Source organism: Helicobacter cetorum (assembly GCF_900198405.1).
Taxonomy (GTDB): domain Bacteria; phylum Campylobacterota; class Campylobacteria; order Campylobacterales; family Helicobacteraceae; genus Helicobacter; species Helicobacter cetorum_C.
In genome coordinates this window covers 114,918-133,272 of sequence record NZ_FZMR01000019.1, presented here as the reverse complement: position 1 = coordinate 133,272, position 18,355 = coordinate 114,918, and the positions used below count along the sequence as shown (strand labels likewise).

The window sequence follows — 18,355 nt, the reverse complement described above, 5'->3', positions numbered from 1 at the left end:
TATACATTATTTTCAAAGCGTGCAAGCATCTACTAAGTAAGCGATATGTTGCCAAGAAAATTGTGTTTTTTCACTCAAGCCGATTTCACAGGTGCTAGAAGTTGAAAAACCCCTTTTAATCTTATAATCTTTATAAAATTTTTCAAAACCTTTTAAAGCACTCTCATTTAATTCAGGGGTAAAAAAGCCCTTATTCCCAGCAAACCCACAACAGCCTGTATCTGCATGGATAATAATCTCCCCTGTTGTGCATTTTTTAGCTAAATTTAACAATAACTCTTCTTTATTTTCTAGTTTTAAGGCACACATAGTATATAATGCGATGTCTTCATCAATAGCCTTAAATTCTAATTTAGAACTTAAAACTTCTTTTATATACACGCTCAAATCATAGATTTTTAAATCCTTGTATTCTTTCATTTGCTTGATAAAATGCGTTGAGCATGCACTATGGTCTAAAACAATAGGTATTTTTCCATTATCGCTCAATTTTAAGAAAATTGCATGGTTTTTTTCGTTATTTTGCTTGGTTAAGTTAGTGTAATTGATAAAAGCTTTCCCACAACAAAGCGAACTTAATTCGTTAGGATAAAAAACAGAGACTTTTGCCTTTTTACATAAGGATTCAAACACTTCTTGAATGCTTCTAGTATCAGCCATAAATTTTGATGGAGCAAACGAGCGGTTGATACAAGTGCTAAAGTAAATGACTTTTTCTTCACTCCCATGCATTTTACTTTCTAAAGCATAGGTATTGTTTTTAGGCATGTAATTAAAGGCTTTAGGAAAGGGCTTGATGAATTTTTTAATCCCTTTAGTCAAACTCACCAAGTTTTTAGAGCCTAGGATATTTTGAGCCACACTGGCACTTTTTAAAGAAAATTTAGCACCCTTAGTCATTGTTTGCATATTATTTAAAATACTTGTAGCAACCTTTTCGCCCTTAGGGTTTGTTTGATAATAATTTAAAGCAATGCTTCCGGTATCAATTTTTAAAGGGCATAGAGTAGAGCACATATGACACACCGCACAAGTCTCATACGCTAAATATTCAGCCCCTTTTAAAAGCTCATCTAATAAAGTTTTATCTTCATTATGCCCAAGTTTTACCCTTTCTTTTAAGCGTTCAATCTCTCTATGAACCACAATGCGTTGTCGTGGGGTTAAAGATAAATCCTTGCTAGGGCAAATCCTTTCACAAAACCCACATTCCATGCACATATCCAAATGCTCTTCAATAGGATAAATGCTTTTTAAATTTTTAGTATGGATTTCTTTATCATCAGTGATAATCACATCAGGGTTTAAAATCTCGTTACTATCAAACAATTCTTTGATTTTTCTATGGATTTTATAGGCTTTTTCTCCCCATTCCATTTCTACAAAGGGAGCTACCATTCTGCCTGTGCCATGCTCTGCTTTAATAGAGCCTTGAACTTTACTCACCATAAGAGCCATATCAGAGACTAAATTTTCAAACGCCTTTCTTTCTGTTTCATTTTCTAAAATCGGCGTAACGACAAAATGTAAATTCCCGCTTAAGGCATGCCCAAAAATAATGCTGCTATCCTTAAAACCATGCGTTTTTAAAAGCTCTTCAATAGCACTAGCACCTTGAACAAAATTCTCTTTATCAAAACACACATCTTCAATAATCACAGAGCTTTGGCTTTTTCTTTTTGAAGCTGCGATAGGAAAAATACCCTTTCTAATCTTCCACCATGAATTATAGACACTAGGCTCACTACTAATTTGAGAATCTAATGCCACAGGTATAACACTCAATGCTCTCAAAATCGTTTGCATGTTGTTTTCTAAAATAGATTTTTCATCGCTCTCACTTTGAATGAGTAAGCATGCATTAGATTCTTTAATTTCTTTAATCACACTAGGCATTCCCTCTAAATCTTTCACGCTCTTTAAAGACGCATAATCCATAAGTTCTGCTGAAGAAATCATGCTAGGGTGCTTGGCTTTTAATGTGGCTAGAATTTGAGCGGCTTTGGCGCATTCTTCTAAATTTTCATAAAACAATAACGCACAAGTTTTATAAGCATAATCTTTAACGCATTCTAACTCTGCACTTGTTATAAAGCCTAAAGTCCCCTCAGAACCTATGAATAAATGACTAATAATCTCTATGGGGTCTTCAAAGTCAATGAGAGCGTTTAAACTATAGCCTGTGGTGTTTTTGATTTCATATTTTTTCTTAATTAAAGCGTGTAAATTGTCATCTTGTAAGATTTCTTTTCTTAAATTTAAAACGCCCTCAATCAAATCTTTGTGCGTGTTTTTAAAACTCTCAACACTCTCTTTATTTGAAGTGTCTAAAAGAGTGCCATCGCTCAAAATCACTCTTAGAGATTTTAAGGTTTTATAGCTATTTTGCTCCACACCACAACACATTCCACTGGCATTATTAGCTAAAATCCCCCCTATCATAGCGGTGTTTATGGTAGCAGGGTCAGGGCCTATTTTTTTACTATAGGGCTTTAATAAGGCATTTGCATTACTCCCTATAACCCCACATGAAAGCCGAATACTCTTAGCATTATCTAAGATTTTAGCATCTTTAAAAAAATGTGTAACCATTACTAGCACCCCATCACAACTTGCTTGTCCTGATAGAGAACTTCCTGCAGCTCTAAAAGTCAAGGTTACGCTGTGTTTATGAGCTAAAACACAGAGTTTTTGAACTTCTTCTTCATTTTTCACCCAAGCTACTATTTTAGGAATATAACGATAACATGACGCATCAATACCATAAGCAAAACGGCGTAAATAATCATTAAAAATCCTATCGTTTAAAAACTCTCTAGCCTCATCAAAAAACGCATGGTAATTCACTTCCATTTAATTTCACTCCCTAAATTTATTTATTAAATCATTGTATCATAACCTTTTAACAACAAATACAAGGTGTATACATGCTTGAAGATTATGCCATCAGTTTAGAAGAAGTCAATTTTGATGATTTTGTAGTGGTAGATGTGCGTGAATTAGACGAATATACAGAGTTGCATTTGCCTAATGCCACACTTATTAGTGTTAATGACAAAGAAAAACTCGCCCATTTTTTAGAGCAACACAAAGACAAAAAGGTATTACTCCATTGTAAGGCAGGTTTGAGAGCTTTAAATGCGGCTAAAGGCATGCATGACTTAGGCTATAAGCCCTATTATTTAGAAGGCAATGTCTATGACTTTGAAAAATATGGCTTTAAAATGGTTTATAATGACACTTCTTTAAGTGGCAAACCCTGTTAAATAATAATGAGAGAGATTGTATGGGTGCATTCTAAAGAGATTACGCCCTATAAAACTCTTATTCTCAATGAATTTTGTTATTATCCTTTAGAATTAGACCTAAACTTTTTTAACGCCCTAATTTTTACTTCCAAAAATGCGGTGTTTTCTTTGCTAGAAACTTTAAAAAATAGCCCTAGACTCAAAATTTTACAAAATATTCCTAGTTATGCTTTGAGCGAGCCTAGTGCTAAAATTTTACAAGCTCATGGTTTTAAAGTGGTGTTTGTGGGGCAAAAAGCTCATGGAAAAGAGTTTGCTAAAGAAATTATGCCTTTATTAAAAGATAAAAAAGTTTTGTATCTAAGGGCTAAAGAAATTGTCTCTCATTTAGACACCATACTTTTAGAGCATGGTATTAGTCTTACCCAAGCTATTGTTTATGAAAACAAACTTAAAACATTAAGCTTGAATGAAAAAAACGCCCTAAAACCTAAAGACAATAGCATTCTCATTTTTACAGCTATGAGCCATGTAAAAGCCTTTTTGCATTATTTTGAATTTTTAGAAAGCTACACCGCCATAAGTATCGGCAACACAACTAGAGAGTTTTTATTAGAACAAGGTATTGAAAGCTACACTGCCAAAAAACCTTCACTAGAAGCGTGTTTAGACTTAGCTTTAAGCTTGAAAGTTAAGGAATATTAAGAAAATCTTATTACACTACTCTTATTTATTATTAAAAGGATTACACATGAATTTGGTCTTTTTATTTGCTGCTTTAGGGGGGGCTATAGGGAGTTCATTAAGGTATTTTGTAGGAAAAATGATGCCTAGCAAATTCTTAATGTTTGAAAGTTTTCCTTTGGGGACTTTCACGGTGAATTTAGTGGGGTGCTTTGTCATAGGCTTTATGGGACATTTAGCGGCCAAAAAAGTTTTTGGTGATGAGTTTGGGATTTTCTTTGTAACCGGAGTTTTAGGGGGCTTTACAACCTTTTCTTCCTATGGGCTTGATACTTTAAAGCTTTTGCAAAAATCTCAATATATTGAAGCCATTTCTTATGCCTTAGGCACAAATATTTTAGGGCTAATTTGTGTGGCAATCGGCTGGTTTTTGGCTAAAAACTTTGTAGGTATCAATTAAGAAATTTTTAAAAAGGCTTAAACGCCTTTTAAAGCAACCACAAAGCCATTTCATCAGCCATAAAAAAATCGCTCGCTACTAATTGATTATTTTTAATAAAAGCCTTATTTTCTTTAACTAAAAGCCTTGCTTTATTTTCATCTAATAAACTCAATTCAACTCCTAGCTCACACCTTAAGCCTAAAAACAGCTTTTCTAATCGCTTATCTTCTGTATTAAGTAACTCAACTTGGCGTTTTAGGGGGTCTTTAATATAGTTTTCTATGATTTTTTTAGCATAAAATCGCTCATTATTCACACAGCCTACAGCTCCAGCCCCACACCCTAAATAATCTTTAGCCCCCCAGTAAGCTAAATTATGCTTAACTTGATAATCTCTAGCATAATTAGACACTTCATATTGCTTGAAAGAAAAACTTTCTAAAGTGGCTTTAACCACCTTATCATAATTAATATGAGATGATTTTTTAGCGTTTTTTTCTAAATTCGTGTTTTTTTCAATGCTTAAAGCATAGGCACTCAAATGATTAATAGGGAGTTCTTTGGCAAGTTTTAATTCTTCTTTTAAGGATAATTCGTTGTCTAAGGGGGTATTATAAATCAAATCAATGCTAATATTTTCAATCTTACTTTTTGCGATAATCTCTATGATAGGAGCAATATTTTTGGAGTGTTTGCGTTCCAAAAACAATAATTTATCTTCTCTAAAACTTTGCACCCCTAAGCTTATACGATTGATTCCCAAATCTCTTAAACCCTCACACCAAGTTTTAGAAATCAACTCAGGATTAGCTTCAGTGGTTATCTCACAATCAGTTATTAGGCTCGCATTGTGATAAACGCATTCAAAAATACTCTCAAAAGATTTGACATTCAAGGTATTAGGCGTGCCACCACCAATAAAAATACTCTCAATTTTTTCGTTTGTTGACCCTAAGGCATGCTTTAAATCTAGGCATAACGCTTTTACATATTCTTCTTTTAATTCGTGTTTATTTTCATACGAGTTGAAAGCACAATATCCGCATTTATTATCACAAAAAGGAATATGGATATATAAAATCATATAATATTCTCTCATTTTTACTTCATTTTAAGCAAAGCTTAAAAAATGAAATTGTATCATTTTAAAATCATTTTGATAATTTTAAGGAGACAGACTATGAAAAAGGTTGTTCTAGTTTTTGGTGCTTTAGCACTTGCAAATTCATTGATGGCAGCAGAAGCTAAAGATTTAGTTAAGGGTTGTATCGGTTGCCATGGCGCTAAATTTGAAAAGAAAGCTATGGGTAAAAGCAAAGTTGTTAATTCAATGAGTGAAAAAGAAATTGAAGAAGAACTTATGGCTTTTAAAACCGGCAAGAAAAAAAGCCCTGTAATGGAAATGCAAGCTAAGAAATTAAGCGAGCAAGACATTAAAGCTCTAGCTAAATACATTCCTACTCTTAAGTAAGGTTATTAGCAATGCCTTCTTAGGTGTTGCTTTTTGTATCTTACTAACCTTTCTTTTTAAGAAACCACCCTTTCAAATCGTTAAAACTTTTCTTTTTGTCTTTTCTTATAAGCCAAAATTAAGTCTAAGGTTATATCATTTTAGGCATAACTAAACTTAATTCAAGGATAGAGATGAAAAAAATCATTTTAATTTTAAGCATGTTTGTAGTAACAGAAATGATAGCCAAAAGCGCTAAAGAAATCGCTAAAGACAAGGGTTGCACCACTTACCATGGCAAGAAATTTGAAAAGCCTGTTGGAGCAAAAAAGTTGGTTGTAAACACTTTGAGTGCCAAAGAGCTAGAAACAAATTTAATGAATTTTAAGACCGGTAAGAAAAAAGATGCGTTTATGAAAATGCAAGTGGATAAACTGAGTGTTGAAGAGATTAAAGCGTTATCTGAATATATTCCTACGCTTAAACCATACAAATAAAACTTACAAAAAAGGGTTGATAGGCTATGCCATCTCTCAATCCTTTTAAAATTTTAAATTCTATTTTCTTATTTTAACTTTATCTTGCTCTTAACTCTACTTAAAGCCAGCATGCACTATAATACCCTTTCGTAAAAACAAACACACTCTAAAAAAGGGAGAATAAAGCATGATAAAAAGCAAGACTTACCGACCTAATGTTGCTGCTATTATTGTATCGCCAAACTACCCTTATGAGTGCGAAGTGTTTGTCGCAGAACGCATAGATATTCAAGGCGCTTGGCAGTTTCCTCAAGGGGGCATTGATAATGGCGAAACTCCCCTAGATGCGTTACATAGAGAGCTACTAGAAGAGATTGGCACCAATGAAGTAGAGATTTTAGCGCAATACCCTAGATGGATTGCTTATGATTTTCCAAGCCATATGGAGCGCAAACTCTATCCTTTTGATGGGCAAAAACAACGCTATTTTTTAGTGCGCTTAAAACATTTAGAAAGCATTGATTTAAACACGCACACGCCAGAATTTAGAGCTTATCAATTCATTCAGTTTAAAGATGTATTAAAAAAAGTGGCACCCTTTAAGCGTCAAGTGTATCGTCAAGTGATTTCTTATTTTAAAACAAAAGGGTATTTAGGGTGTTAATCGTTCAAAAATACGGCGGCACAAGCATGGGTAGTGTAGAAAGAATCCATAATGTCGCCCAAAGGGTTTTAGAAAGCGTTGAATTAAACCATCAAATTGTAGTGGTAGTCTCAGCTATGAGTGGCGAAACGGACAAACTTTTAGAATTTTGTAAAAATTTTAGCCATAACCCTAACAAGCGAGAAATGGATAGAATCGTAAGCACCGGCGAGCTGATTTCAAGCGCCTCTTTGTGCATGGCTTTAGAAAGATATGGGCATAAGGCTATTTCATTGAGCGGAAAAGAAGCAGGCATTCTAACAAGCTCGCATTTTCAAAACGCTCAAATCCAATCCATTGACACCGCACGCATAAACAAGCTTTTAAAAGAGGGGTATATAGTTGTTATAGCCGGCTTTCAAGGGGCAAATTTAGAGGGCGAAACCACTACTTTGGGGCGTGGAGGGAGCGATTTAAGTGCGGTCGCACTAGCTGGGGCTTTAAAGGCAGATTTGTGTGAAATCTATACTGATGTAGATGGTGTGTATACCACTGACCCTAGAATTGAAAAAAAGGCTCAAAAAATCGCTCAAATCAGTTATGATGAAATGCTTGAGCTTGCTTCTATGGGGGCTAAAGTTCTGTTAAACCGCTCTGTGGAATTAGCTAAAAAACTCAATGTCAAGCTCGTTACTCGCAGTTCGTTTAATCATAGCGAAGGCACGCTCATTGTAGCTGAAAAAGATTTTAAAGGAAAAGATATGGAAGCACCTGTAGTGAGTGGGATTGCATTAGATAAAAATCAAGCTCGTGTGAGCATGGAGGGCGTAGAAGATAGACCGGGAATTGCAGCTGAAATTTTTAGCACTCTAGCAAAATACCGCATTAATGTGGATATGATAGTTCAAACCATAGGTAGAGATGGTAAAACTGAGCTTGATTTTACCATTCCTCAAACTCAAATAGAAGAAACCAAAGAGGCCTTAGAACCTTTTTTAACCCAAACCACCTCTATTGATTATGATGAGAATATCGCTAAGGTTTCAGTAGTAGGTGTGGGCATGAAATCACATTCTGGGGTAGCAAGCATTGCTTTTAAAGCCCTAGCACAAGAAAACATTAACATTATGATGATTGCCACAAGCGAGATTAAAATTTCTATGCTCATCAATATTAAATACGCTGAACTAGCCGTTAGAACCTTGCATTCTGTGTATGAGCTAGATAAATGACAAATTTTTATAATTGGCTCAGCACTTTTATGAGAGACCAAGGCGAAATGATTGCCCAAGAAAGTGGGTGGCTAGAATTAGAGCGTTCATTTGACCCTAATTCAATCGCTCAAACCATTTCGCATTTACTTAATGGTGGCTCATTGCTAGTTAGCACTGATTATTCTAGGCGTTGGTTTGGAAAATACATTCTTTCTAGCCTTAACCCTCAAGGTCTTGCTAACCGCCCTTTATTGCCTATCATTGATTTTAATTCTTCTTCTTTTTACCCCAAAGAAGATGCCAACATGTCTTTAGCCACTATAGAGCTTACTTATCAAAACCCTATGTTTTGGCATATTGGCAAAATTGAAAACAAAGAAATGGAAAAACTACTCTTAGGAAAAAGCCCAAGCCTTTTATGGCTGTTTGATGAACTTAAAGAAGATTGTTTGCTTTTAAATGAGCATGACCCCCTATTAGACTATAAATTATTGCAACTTTTCAAACTCTTTGATAACGCTCTTTTTTGCGTGTTGCATAATAAGGTTGTTTTAGAGTGAAAAACTTAAACCGCTTGATTTATACCAATGACATTGAAGAAAGTTTAGAACAAGAGGCAAGCCTTTTTAAATGCCACACTAAATTCTATACTGAAATCATTGAAAAAGACAAAAAAGTCATTAAAACCTTTAACAAGGACTTTAAAATAGAGCATGCCAAAGAAGTTATTTCAAAGGCTAATCTCAAGCACAGCGAATTAAACGCCTTTTTAATTGCAGCGCCAAGTTATGGCATAGAGGCTCAAAACGCTCTTTTAAAAATCTTAGAAGAACCCCCAAACAATGTTTGTTTCATCATGTTTGCTAAAAGCCCAAACCATGTTTTAGCCACTATTAAATCTCGTTTAATCAAAGAAGACAGACGCCAAAAAATCCCCCTAAAGCCCTTAAATTTAGATTTATCTAGGCTGGATTTAAAAGATATTTATGCGTTTTTAAAAGAATTAGACAAAGAAAATTTTGATTCAAGAGAAAATCAGAGAGAAAAGATTGAAAGCCTATTAGAAAGTGTTAATAGGTATAATATCAAACTAAACGAGCAAGAATTACAAGCCTTTGATTTATCTATCAAGGCTAATAGCTCTTATTACAAACTTAGCTATAATCTCTTGCCCCTACTCTTAAGCCTTCTACACAAGAAAAAACAGCAATGACTTTAAAATGCCTTAATCCTAACGCCTTAAAAACCGCCCTTCACAACATAGGCTCAGAAAAAATCGCTCAAGCTCATATGCTTAAAAAAGGCGTTAGTTTAGTCTTTGAAATCAAAGATTTGCCCCTAAGCGCTACGCTCATTTTAAAACAAGAGGCAATAAGCGTGGGGGGTGATTTTGCCACGCCAAAAGATTGCATTCTAGCTAAAAAGCCTTTTTATGATGGTATTCTCATTGTTAATGCCAAACAACTAGAACGCTTGATTACAAAGTGTTATTCCCAGCCCTTTGGGCTTAAAACCTTAGCACAAGAATTAAAAAATCATCTCAAAGCCCCTAAGCCTAACGCCCCACAAATTATGGCAATTTTAAATCTCACACCTGATAGTTTCTATGAAAAGAGCCGTTTTGATAATAAAAAGGCCATTGAAGAAATCTATCAACTCCTTGAAAAAGGCATCGCTCTCATTGATATAGGTGCAGCAAGCTCAAAACCCGGAAGTGAAATCATTGACCCAAAGATAGAACAGAAGCGTTTAAAAGAAGTTTTATATGAGATTAAATCTCAAAAACTCAATGAACATGCTAAATTTAGTATAGACACCTATCATGCAAGCACAGCCAAAATGGCTTTAGAGCATTATTTTTCTGTCCTTAATGATGTGAGCGGTTTTAGTAGCGTTGAAATGCTAGAAGTCGCAAAAGACTACAAGCCCACTTGTGTTTTAATGCATGCCAAAAAAACTCCCAAAGACATGCAAGAAAATGTCTTTTATCACAACTTATTTGATGAAATGGATACTTTCTTTAAAAATAAGCTAGAGATTTTAGAAAAATATGCCCTTAAGGATATTATTTTAGATATAGGGTTTGGATTTGCTAAACTAAAAGAGCATAATCTAGCCTTAATCAAGCACTTAAACCACTTTCTAAAATTTAAAAAGCCCTTATTAGTTGGGGCAAGCCGTAAAAACACTATCGGTCTTATTACAGGGCGTGAAGTTGAAAAGCGACTTTCTGGCACTTTAGCTTTGCATTTAATGGCGTTACAAAATGGAGCGAGTATTTTAAGAGCGCATGATGTTGATGAACATATAGATTTAATCAAAGTGTTTAATAGTTTAAAAGAAACTCATTAAAATCTAGCAAAAATTCTTAGCTTTATTTAAACCAAGCATTAATGATAAAATTCGCAACTAAAAATGCTTGCAATAAACCAAAAGCATGTTTTTAATCGCCATTCAAACAAATTCTTTTTACATTCATTTTCTACATTTTTTATAAAAACCCTATAAAACCTATTCTTTTTTATTTTTTAAGTCTTTTGATATAAAATATTTTGCTTAATCAATATTGTTTGTCAATAGAGCCAAATTCCTATATCTATAAAAATTTTCAAGCACTTGAAAAATCTCATTCTAGCCCTATTCTCATATTAATTTATTGATAGTTTTCTTTTAAGAGCGTAAAACTTAATTTGTATCAAAAATTCTGTTTCTATAATGATAGGAGCATGAGTAACCCTTATTAAGACTTTAAAGCATGGCTCTTGCCAAACTAGGATTATTCAATATAATGCTTGTTGTTAGAATTTCAATTATTATTGATAAACACCTAGAAAAAATTTTGATTTTAGTTTCAAAAAGGAACTCTTGCTGAAAGCATAGAGCCATAAAGAGAGCTCTCTCACATTTTTAAAATTAGAGAGCTTCAATGGTTAAAGAACTACATCCATAGAAGAAGTGTTATTATAGGCATTTTGATAGCGTTGCAAAAAAGCGTTATTGTTATTATTGGTCGCATTAAAAGATTGTAGGGCTTTTTTATGCAAGCCATTTATGGGTTGCTTAGGGGCGTTTTCTACTTCTTTAGAAAATTTACCATTATAAAAATCTGTCAAACTATAGAGCGATTGAGCGGCGAGTCGTTTTTGACTCTCATCCATTCCAGCTGTAGCTCTTAAAAAAGCGTTATACTCTCTATCGCTCATCAATTCTAAAACCAAAAAGCCATAAGTCTCTCGCTTATCAGGGTTAAAGGGAAGATTTTCTACTAAAGCGTCTCGTTTTTCTTTCTCTACTGCCTCAACGCTTTGAATAGAAGTAGCTTGAGAAGTGCTATCATTTTCCTTTGTAGGCGTATTTTTTGGATTTAAAAGCCCATAAAGATTAGAATCAAACTGATTGATAGAAGAAACTGCCATGTGGATTTTCCTACTTTTAATTTTAAAGAAAGTAAAGCAAGAAATGTTCCATAATCAAGCCTTAAGCTTTTTTAACACCCACAGAATACAATAATATTGTTTTAAAAGTAGCTGAGTAAAACTAAAGAGATATTATTTTAAAATAGAATAATACCTAACTTAAAAAGAAAATTTGATTAGCTCTCACCATTAAAAAGTAAGTCAATATGCAACTATGCCAAAGCTAAATCCATTCAACCTAAAAAGAGAGAAAAAGTTGAAAAAATCTCACAAGAAAAGCAACAAAAAGTCAAGCAAAATTCTAACTCAATGTTTTTTGGAGTGAGTCTATTTAAATTAGTCTTTTTAATTCAAACTACCCCACATAAAACAACTGCTATAAAGATTTAATTCAAATAGTCAAAATCCTATTTTTGCTCAGGTTGCCAAATGGTTTTTTCTGAAGGTGTGCTATCAGCCTCATTCTGTAAAATTTGTTGTTTAGTCTCATGGCATGCTACAAATAATAACGCCAAAACTACAGCCAAAAAAGAAATTCTCATCACAAGCTCCTTGAAAGAGTTATAGCGATATTATAAAGTTAAAAGAGTTAAAAAAAAATTAAATTTGTTTCAATTAGAAATGTCAGCATTAATTTATGCTTGCCTACCCTAATTTAAACACGCTGTTTTTTGAGCATATCAGCAATCAAAAAGGCTAACTCTAAGGCTTGAGTGGCATTCAATCTTGGGTCGCATTGCGTATAATAATGACAACTCAAACTCTCTTCAGTAATCGCTTGTGAGCCACCGATACATTCTGTAACATTTTCCCCTGTCATTTCTAAATGCACCCCTGATGCCAAACTCCCTTCAGCCCTATGGATTTCAAAAAAGCTTTTCACCTCATCAAGCACACAATCAAAAGCTCTTGTTTTAACCCCTGAGCTTGTTTTAATCGTATTGCCATGCATAGGGTCAATGCTCCATAAAATATGGCGTTTTTCTTTTAACACTTCTTTTAAAAGCTTAGGCAAACGCTCTTTGATGATGTTAGAACCCATACGCACAATCAAATTCAAACGCCCCTTAATATTATGCGGATTTAAAATATCACACAATTCTAACACTTCGCTCGCGCTCGCATTAGGCCCTATTTTTACGCCAATAGGATTACAAACCCCCCTTAAAAACTCTACATGAGCCCCCTTGGGGTTTCTAGTTCTTTCGCCAATCCAAAGCATGTGTGCGGAGCAATCATAAAATTGGTTGGTTAAGCTATCCTTACGCACCAAAGGCTCTTCATAATGCAATAATAACGCTTCATGGCTAGTGTAAAATTCTACTTCCCTAAGAATAGGCGTGCGTTCTATCTCTACCCCACATGCTTGCATAAACCCCAAAGCTTGCGTGATTTTATCTGCAATTTGTTGGTATTTTTGGTCGTTATTTTTGACAAAATCCAAATTGAAACGATGCACTTGCTCTAAATTAGCTAATCCGCCTTGAGCAAAGGCTCTAATAAGATTTAAAGTCGCTACACTTTGATGATAGGCTTTAAGCATGCGTTCAGCCTTTGGCTCTCTTTCATCTTTTAAAATCCCATTGATAATATCACCCCTATAACTTAGCACTTCTTCATTGTCTAGCATTTCAGTTGCACTAGAGCGTGGCTTAGCAAATTGTCCAGCAATGCGCCCCACTTTAACAATAGGCATAGAGCCTGCAAAAGTAAGAGTAATCGCCATTTGCATCATCACTTTAAACATATCTCTTATTCTATTAGCACTAAATTGAGAAAACGACTCCGCACAATCGCCCCCTTGCAATAAAAACGCCTTATTGTCAATCGCTTGGGCTAATCTTTCTTGCAAGTTTCTAGCCTCTCCAGCAAACACTAAAGGCGGATAAGAGCGTAATTCTTTTTCTACTCTTTCTAATTCTTCCTTATCTTTGTAAGTGGGGTGCTGTTCTATAGTAAAAGAGCGCCACGAATTGGGCGACCAAGTTGTTGTGTATGGCATATCTCAAACCTAATCTTATTCAAATATATTTTTTCAAAACCACTATTATAGCTTGAAAGAGTTTCTATTAAATGTGGACTTTAGAAATATGTCTATAATAATGCCTTAAAAATCCTACAACAAGATAAAGGGTTAAAAAACCTTTTGTGATACAATAAAACAACTCTTCAATATCACTTAAAGGGCGGTAATACCAAACATGCAAGAGCATAAAACCTTAAAAAACCCTAAAAAACTTAATGCGTTTGATGTGCGCTGGATGGCGTCATTATTTGGCACAGCCGTTGGGGCTGGAATTTTATTTTTACCTATTAGAGCTGGTGGACATGGAATATGGGCCATTTTAGTGATGTGTGCGATTATCTTTCCTTTAACTTATCTAGGTCATAGAGCGTTAGCCTATTTTATAGGCTCTAAAGATAAAGAAGACATTACTATGGTGGCTCGCTCGCATTTTGGTGCTAAATGGGGTTTTCTTATTACTTTGCTTTATTTCTTTGCGATTTATCCTATTTGCTTGGCTTATGGGGTAGGCATTACCAATGTTTTTGATAATTTTTTTACTAATCAATTACATTTAGAGCCTTTTAATCGTGGCTTACTAGCTTTAGTTCTTGTTTCTTTGATGATGTTTGTAATGACTTTTAATGCCACGATTGTTACACGCATTTGCAACGCATTAGTGTATCCTTTGTGCTTGATTTTACTTCTTTTTTCTGTGTATCTTATCCCTTACTGGCAAGTAACTAATCTTTTTGTCATGCCAAATTTTAAAGAATTTATATTAGCCATTTGGCTAACCTTACCAGTGCTTGTATTTTCATTCAATCATAGCCCTATCATTTCTACTTTTACGCAAAATGTAGAAAAAGAATATGGTGCTTTTAAAGAATACAAACTCAATCAAATTGAATTAGGGGCATCTTTTATGCTTTTAGGATTTGTGATGTTTTTTGTGCTTTCATGTATTATGTGTTTGAATGCCGATGATTTTATCAAAGCAAAGGAACAAAATATCCCCATTTTGAGCTATTTTGCTAACACTTTAAACAATCCCTTAATCAATTATGCTGGACCTATCGTGGCTTTTTTAGCCATTTTTTCATCTTTTTTTGGGCATTATTATGGGGCTAAGGAAGGTTTAGAAGGCATTATTATTCAAGGCTTGAAACTGAAAAAAACTTCTAAAGCCCTAAAAGTAAGCGTAACGATTTTTTTATGGCTCACTATCACGCTTGTAGCTTATATCAACCCTAATATCTTAGATTTTATTGAAAATTTAGGCGGGCCTATCATCGCACTCATTCTTTTTGTCATGCCTATGATAGCTTTTTACACTATCCCTAGTTTAAAGCGTTTTAGAAACTTAAAAGCGGATATTTTTGTGTTTGTCTTAGGGAGCTTAACGGCTCTTAGCGTATTATTAGGATTATTCTAATGGCTAGTTTTTCTATTTTATCCATTTTTAAAATCGGGGTTGGGCCTAGCTCTTCACACACCATAGGGCCTATGGAAGCTGGAGCTAGATTTTGTGAATTGTTAAAAGATGTTTTAGAACAAGTAGAGCGCATTCAAATCACTTTGCATGGCTCATTGTCTTTGACCGGAAAAGGGCATTTGAGCGATGAGGCGGTGCTTATTGGCTTGCATGGGATTTATGCTAACGAATTAGATATTACAACCAAAAAAACCTTGTTGCATGAAACACTTGAGAATAAAGTTTTAAAACTTGCCAATAAACATGGCGTTCATTTTGACTATTCTAAAGATCTAATTTTTAATAATGAGCGTTTAACTAGGCATGAAAACGCTCTCATTTTACAAGCTTTTAATGCTAAGGGAGAGATTTTAAAAGAAGAGACTTATTATTCTGTTGGAGGGGGGTTTGTCTATACGGAGACAGAATTAAAAAATCTATCTAAAGAAAGCGCTAGTGAAAGCACTGCCTATGATTTTAGTAGCGCTAAAGAATTGCTAGAATTATGCCAAACACATCAAAAAAGCATTGCTGAAATCGTGCGTTTGAGAGAAAAGGCTTTGGGAAATCACCCTGATGAAGCGATGACAAAAATCTATCAAACCATGCTTGAATGCTACAATAATGGGGCTAATTCTAAAGAAATTTATCTGCCCGGTCGCTTGAAAGTTACACGATTAGCCCCAAGCATTAAAGCACGCTTAGAAAAACACCCCAAAAATGGGAATGACCCCTTAGCCTTGATTGATTATATTTCGCTTTATGCTCGAGCTATTGCTGAAGAAAATGCTAGTGGGGGTAAGGTGGTAACCGCCCCTACTAATGGAGCATGTGCAGTTGTGCCAAGTGTCCTTTTATACGCACAAAATCATTTGTTTGAAAATTTATCACAAATGGCTGTCAATGACTTTTTGCTCACATGTTCTGCTATTGGCTATCTTTATAAAAAGAATGCCTCATTAAGTGGTGCAGAGGCGGGGTGTCAAGCTGAAATTGGTGTGGCAAGCTCTATGGCTGCAGGGGGCTTAGCGTATCTATATCAAGCTACAATGCAACAAGTCTTAATGGCTAGTGAAATTGCTATGGAACATCATTTAGGATTGACATGCGACCCTGTGGAAGGCTTGGTGCAAATTCCTTGCATTGAAAGGAATGTCTTAGGTGCGATTAAGGCTATCAGCGCCTCTAAACTTGCCCTAGAAGATGATTACAAGCCTAAAGTAAGCCTAGATGAAGTGATTGCTACGATGTATGCTACCGGAAAAGATATGAATGAAAAATACAAAGAGACTTCGTTAGGGGGATTAGCCAAAACCTTAAAATGCTAACGCCCTAAAGCCCCTTATGTAAATTTTAGAAATTCACCACATAGTTGATGTAAAACTGCACCATGTTTTTATACACAACGGTGGTTTCTGTGCCGTTATAATGGCTTTTAAAATAGCTGTTATAAGCTAGGGGGATTTTAAGCCCAAATTCTAAGCCATTATGCTTGGATAGATTAGACCTAAAGCCCACAACCACAGGAATTTGAAAGTAGCTTGTATTCATCTTGGCATGCCCTCCATGCGTATTTATGACATGCATTTCATTTTCCCAAAATGATTGGTTTTCAACACACCAAGTAGACCCCAATAATTCAGTGCCAAGCAATATTCCAGCTGTGCGGTATTGATTCTTACCTTTGCCTTCCCAAAAATTCCATAAAAAGTCTATGCCCGCACCATAAATATTATTGTTAGCTTGACCCACTAAGCCTACACTAGCTACATCTTGCTTGAATTGGTTTTTATATTGCAAATTAGAATACAAATAGGAGTAAGTCGCATAGGTTCGCACGCCAAAACGCTTTTTCTTTCCAAAGAACCATTTATAGCCAAACTGCACATTCAAGCCATAGCCCGGCCCGCCATTACCTAAGGAGCTAGAGCTACTGATACTAGGAATAGTTCTGGGGATAATACTAGCTTTTCTAGCTGTGGCTTGGATTTGAGAGATGATACCATTTAAATAGCCTTGAGCGTTATTAGCCACGCTAGAGGCATTACTCAACACTACTTGTTTGGCTTGCTCTTCAGGGCTTGCAGAAATGGGTGTGCCTATAGGGGCAGTTTTTAAGGGGATTTGTTGACTAAAGGGAGCGTTAGCCTCTTTATTAAGATATGAGGCGACTGCCCCAACAGCACTACTAGCACTAGCAAGCAATTCACCAAGGTTGTTTGCGCCGTTATAGAGTAAGTCTTGTTTGCCATTAGCAAAATTATGTAATTTGATAATATCTTGTATCGCCGTATTAATATTGTCAGTTAGTATTTTTGAAGAAAAATCATAATTTTGATACTTTCCATTAGTGCCACTACCCCTGCTCGCACTTTCTAAATCATAAAGCGTGGTAACAAGATTATCAAGCGAGCTGATTTGAGTTGTTATGCTTTCGCCATTAATACAGCTTGTGCTATTTGCTGAAGTGCAAGTTGTATCGGTATTGGGTGGGAGTGGTTTTTCATTAGGAAAAGGATTAGGAATAGTGCCATTAGGATTAGTGGCAGGGATAACTTTTTCTGGGATAAGCGTTTTGGTCTTTTGGGAGTATTCTTGGTGTGAGTATATCCAACCAAGCTCGCCATAAAAGCCGTTTTCTTCGGCTACAAGAAAAGCGCTTAACAAACTCCAAGCGACCATACTTTTTGTAATTTTCTTTGTTTTCATACAAATACCTTGTTCTAAGATTTTTAAAATATGCACGCTTTCTAAGGCGTTTTAATGAATTAAAAAGTTCGTTTAAAAAACGCATTATGAGAGAGTGTTTTGAATTGCTTACAATAATCATCTTTTTAATATCGGTGCGTATTATAACTACAATAAACTTCATATTTGATTAATTTTTGAAAATGGCGACCCTTGAAAGATTTGAACTTCCGTTTCCACCGTGAAAGGGTGGTATCCTTGGCCACTAGATGAAAGGGTCATTAAAATACAAAAACAATGCGATAACTAAAAAAGAGAAAATAATAAGATAATTTTGAGAGAAATATTTGAGTGGCGGAGCGGACGGGACTCGAACCCGCGACCCCCTGCGTGACAGGCAGATATTCTAACCAGCTGAACTACCGCTCCATGCTTTAAATAAACTTCAATCTCATCACACTACTATGGCTTCACTTTTGAAGTTAAAATGGTGGTCGCTATAAGACTCGAACTTATGACATCTACCTTGTAAGGGTAGCGCTCTACCAACTGAGCTAAGCGACCATCTTTTAGATGAGATAGCACTAATTAAAAAAATAAAGATTTAAAAAA

19 protein-coding genes and 3 tRNA genes are annotated in these 18,355 nt (G+C 35.1%); 12 read left to right on the top strand and 10 right to left on the bottom strand.

Annotation, left to right across the window (positions count from 1 at the left end; all coding sequences use genetic code 11):
* Window positions 1–12: 12 nt before the first annotated feature.
* On the bottom strand, window positions 13–2,853 hold the full coding sequence (locus tag C6H25_RS06100) for an FAD-binding and (Fe-S)-binding domain-containing protein (protein ID WP_104748551.1): 2,841 nt from the start codon (window positions 2,851–2,853) through the stop codon (window positions 13–15).
* Between the two features lie 74 nt (window positions 2,854–2,927).
* On the opposite strand from C6H25_RS06100, the gene C6H25_RS06095 reads away from it, so the two are divergent.
* Genes C6H25_RS06095 through crcB form a run of 3 tightly spaced genes read left to right on the top strand, consistent with a single transcriptional unit; the run spans window position 2,928 to window position 4,392 of the window.
* Window positions 2,928–3,266 carry a rhodanese-like domain-containing protein gene (locus tag C6H25_RS06095; protein WP_104748550.1) on the top strand — a complete coding sequence of 113 codons (339 nt, stop codon included), beginning with the start codon at window positions 2,928–2,930 and terminating at the stop codon, window positions 3,264–3,266.
* 6 nt (window positions 3,267–3,272) lie between these two features.
* Window positions 3,273–3,953, top strand: a complete 681-nt coding sequence (locus tag C6H25_RS06090; RefSeq protein ID WP_104748549.1) for a uroporphyrinogen-III synthase — start codon at window positions 3,273–3,275, stop codon at window positions 3,951–3,953.
* 46 nt (window positions 3,954–3,999) lie between these two features.
* Window positions 4,000–4,392 carry a fluoride efflux transporter CrcB gene (crcB, locus tag C6H25_RS06085; RefSeq protein WP_104748548.1) on the top strand — a complete coding sequence of 131 codons (393 nt, stop codon included), beginning with the start codon at window positions 4,000–4,002 and terminating at the stop codon, window positions 4,390–4,392.
* Between the two features lie 28 nt (window positions 4,393–4,420).
* On the opposite strand, the gene hemW is transcribed toward crcB, so the two are convergent.
* Window positions 4,421–5,458, bottom strand: coding sequence for a radical SAM family heme chaperone HemW (gene hemW / locus C6H25_RS06080; protein WP_104748577.1), 1,038 nt, complete (start codon window positions 5,456–5,458; stop codon window positions 4,421–4,423).
* A gap of 96 nt (window positions 5,459–5,554) precedes the next feature.
* Between hemW and C6H25_RS06075 the strand changes: the two genes are divergently transcribed.
* From C6H25_RS06075 to folP, 7 genes are all read left to right on the top strand, one after another.
* Window positions 5,555–5,845 (top strand): c-type cytochrome, encoded by a 291-nt coding sequence (locus tag C6H25_RS06075; protein ID WP_104748547.1) that lies wholly within the window; start codon window positions 5,555–5,557, stop codon window positions 5,843–5,845.
* Between the two features lie 173 nt (window positions 5,846–6,018).
* Window positions 6,019–6,321: a c-type cytochrome gene (locus C6H25_RS06070; RefSeq protein WP_104748546.1), complete on the top strand. Its 303-nt coding sequence runs from the start codon at window positions 6,019–6,021 to the stop codon at window positions 6,319–6,321.
* A 172-nt stretch (window positions 6,322–6,493) separates the two neighbouring features.
* Window positions 6,494–6,967, top strand: a complete 474-nt coding sequence (locus tag C6H25_RS06065; protein ID WP_104748576.1) for an RNA pyrophosphohydrolase — start codon at window positions 6,494–6,496, stop codon at window positions 6,965–6,967.
* Window positions 6,961–8,178: an aspartate kinase gene (locus C6H25_RS06060; RefSeq protein ID WP_104748545.1), complete on the top strand. Its 1,218-nt coding sequence runs from the start codon at window positions 6,961–6,963 to the stop codon at window positions 8,176–8,178. The genes C6H25_RS06065 and C6H25_RS06060 overlap by 7 nt, the downstream gene beginning before the upstream one ends.
* Window positions 8,175–8,720, top strand: coding sequence for a HobA family DNA replication regulator (locus tag C6H25_RS06055; protein WP_104748544.1), 546 nt, complete (start codon window positions 8,175–8,177; stop codon window positions 8,718–8,720). The genes C6H25_RS06060 and C6H25_RS06055 overlap by 4 nt, the downstream gene beginning before the upstream one ends.
* The gene (locus tag C6H25_RS06050; RefSeq protein WP_104748543.1) at window positions 8,717–9,373 is read left to right on the top strand and encodes a DNA polymerase III subunit delta'; all 657 of its coding nucleotides are present in this window, start codon (window positions 8,717–8,719) and stop codon (window positions 9,371–9,373) included. The genes C6H25_RS06055 and C6H25_RS06050 overlap by 4 nt, the downstream gene beginning before the upstream one ends.
* Complete coding sequence (folP, locus tag C6H25_RS06045) at window positions 9,370–10,512, top strand: dihydropteroate synthase (protein WP_104748542.1); 1,143 nt, start codon at window positions 9,370–9,372, stop codon at window positions 10,510–10,512. Before C6H25_RS06050 ends, folP begins: the two co-directional genes overlap by 4 nt.
* Before the next feature lie 578 nt (window positions 10,513–11,090).
* On the opposite strand, the gene C6H25_RS06040 is transcribed toward folP, so the two are convergent.
* The 4 genes from C6H25_RS06040 to C6H25_RS08615 all read right to left on the bottom strand — a co-directional run bounded on the left by C6H25_RS06040 (window position 11,091) and on the right by C6H25_RS08615 (window position 13,789).
* Window positions 11,091–11,576, bottom strand: coding sequence for a hypothetical protein (locus C6H25_RS06040; protein WP_104748541.1), 486 nt, complete (start codon window positions 11,574–11,576; stop codon window positions 11,091–11,093).
* Window positions 11,577–11,983: 407 nt separating this feature from the next.
* Window positions 11,984–12,118, bottom strand: a complete 135-nt coding sequence (locus C6H25_RS08985) for a hypothetical protein (protein WP_104748540.1) — start codon at window positions 12,116–12,118, stop codon at window positions 11,984–11,986.
* 113 nt (window positions 12,119–12,231) lie between these two features.
* A complete protein-coding gene (locus C6H25_RS06030) occupies window positions 12,232–13,578 on the bottom strand; it encodes a class II 3-deoxy-7-phosphoheptulonate synthase (protein WP_104748539.1) in 1,347 nt (448 codons plus the stop codon).
* A gap of 67 nt (window positions 13,579–13,645) precedes the next feature.
* The gene (locus C6H25_RS08615; RefSeq protein ID WP_158653891.1) at window positions 13,646–13,789 is read right to left on the bottom strand and encodes a hypothetical protein; all 144 of its coding nucleotides are present in this window, start codon (window positions 13,787–13,789) and stop codon (window positions 13,646–13,648) included.
* Here C6H25_RS08615 and C6H25_RS06025 point away from each other — a divergent pair.
* A complete protein-coding gene (locus tag C6H25_RS06025) occupies window positions 13,778–15,016 on the top strand; it encodes an aromatic amino acid transport family protein (protein WP_104748538.1) in 1,239 nt (412 codons plus the stop codon). The two genes, C6H25_RS08615 and C6H25_RS06025, sit on opposite strands and share 12 nt — an antisense overlap.
* Window positions 15,016–16,383, top strand: a complete 1,368-nt coding sequence (locus tag C6H25_RS06020; RefSeq protein WP_104748537.1) for an L-serine ammonia-lyase — start codon at window positions 15,016–15,018, stop codon at window positions 16,381–16,383. Before C6H25_RS06025 ends, C6H25_RS06020 begins: the two co-directional genes overlap by 1 nt.
* Window positions 16,384–16,408: 25 nt before the next feature.
* On the opposite strand, the gene C6H25_RS06015 is transcribed toward C6H25_RS06020, so the two are convergent.
* The 4 genes from C6H25_RS06015 to C6H25_RS06000 form a co-directional block, all read right to left on the bottom strand.
* Window positions 16,409–17,764: an outer membrane protein gene (locus C6H25_RS06015; protein WP_104748536.1), complete on the bottom strand. Its 1,356-nt coding sequence runs from the start codon at window positions 17,762–17,764 to the stop codon at window positions 16,409–16,411.
* 183 nt (window positions 17,765–17,947) lie between these two features.
* A tRNA-Glu gene (locus C6H25_RS06010) sits at window positions 17,948–18,023 on the bottom strand.
* Between the two features lie 72 nt (window positions 18,024–18,095).
* Window positions 18,096–18,172: transfer RNA gene (locus tag C6H25_RS06005), tRNA-Asp, on the bottom strand.
* 59 nt (window positions 18,173–18,231) lie between these two features.
* Window positions 18,232–18,307 (bottom strand) — tRNA-Val (locus C6H25_RS06000).
* Window positions 18,308–18,355 lie beyond the last annotated feature (48 nt).

Excerpts from the sequence above, each read along its gene's own strand:
- C6H25_RS06100 (WP_104748551.1), bottom strand. The coding sequence starts at position 2,853 with ATGGAAGTGAATTACCATGCGTTTTTTGATGAGGCTAGAGAGTTTTTA.
- C6H25_RS06095 (WP_104748550.1), top strand. The coding sequence starts at position 2,928 with ATGCTTGAAGATTATGCCATCAGTTTAGAAGAAGTCAATTTTGATGAT.
- C6H25_RS06090 (WP_104748549.1), top strand. The coding sequence starts at position 3,273 with ATGAGAGAGATTGTATGGGTGCATTCTAAAGAGATTACGCCCTATAAA.
- crcB (WP_104748548.1), top strand. The coding sequence starts at position 4,000 with ATGAATTTGGTCTTTTTATTTGCTGCTTTAGGGGGGGCTATAGGGAGT.
- hemW (WP_104748577.1), bottom strand. The coding sequence starts at position 5,458 with ATGATTTTATATATCCATATTCCTTTTTGTGATAATAAATGCGGATAT.
- C6H25_RS06075 (WP_104748547.1), top strand. The coding sequence starts at position 5,555 with ATGAAAAAGGTTGTTCTAGTTTTTGGTGCTTTAGCACTTGCAAATTCA.
- C6H25_RS06070 (WP_104748546.1), top strand. The coding sequence starts at position 6,019 with ATGAAAAAAATCATTTTAATTTTAAGCATGTTTGTAGTAACAGAAATG.
- C6H25_RS06055 (WP_104748544.1), top strand. The coding sequence starts at position 8,175 with ATGACAAATTTTTATAATTGGCTCAGCACTTTTATGAGAGACCAAGGC.
- folP (WP_104748542.1), top strand. The coding sequence starts at position 9,370 with ATGACTTTAAAATGCCTTAATCCTAACGCCTTAAAAACCGCCCTTCAC.
- C6H25_RS06040 (WP_104748541.1), bottom strand. The coding sequence starts at position 11,576 with ATGGCAGTTTCTTCTATCAATCAGTTTGATTCTAATCTTTATGGGCTT.
- C6H25_RS08985 (WP_104748540.1), bottom strand. The coding sequence starts at position 12,118 with ATGAGAATTTCTTTTTTGGCTGTAGTTTTGGCGTTATTATTTGTAGCA.
- C6H25_RS06030 (WP_104748539.1), bottom strand. The coding sequence starts at position 13,578 with ATGCCATACACAACAACTTGGTCGCCCAATTCGTGGCGCTCTTTTACT.
- C6H25_RS06025 (WP_104748538.1), top strand. The coding sequence starts at position 13,778 with ATGCAAGAGCATAAAACCTTAAAAAACCCTAAAAAACTTAATGCGTTT.
- C6H25_RS08615 (WP_158653891.1), bottom strand. The coding sequence starts at position 13,789 with ATGCTCTTGCATGTTTGGTATTACCGCCCTTTAAGTGATATTGAAGAG.
- C6H25_RS06020 (WP_104748537.1), top strand. The coding sequence starts at position 15,016 with ATGGCTAGTTTTTCTATTTTATCCATTTTTAAAATCGGGGTTGGGCCT.
- C6H25_RS06015 (WP_104748536.1), bottom strand. The coding sequence starts at position 17,764 with ATGAAAACAAAGAAAATTACAAAAAGTATGGTCGCTTGGAGTTTGTTA.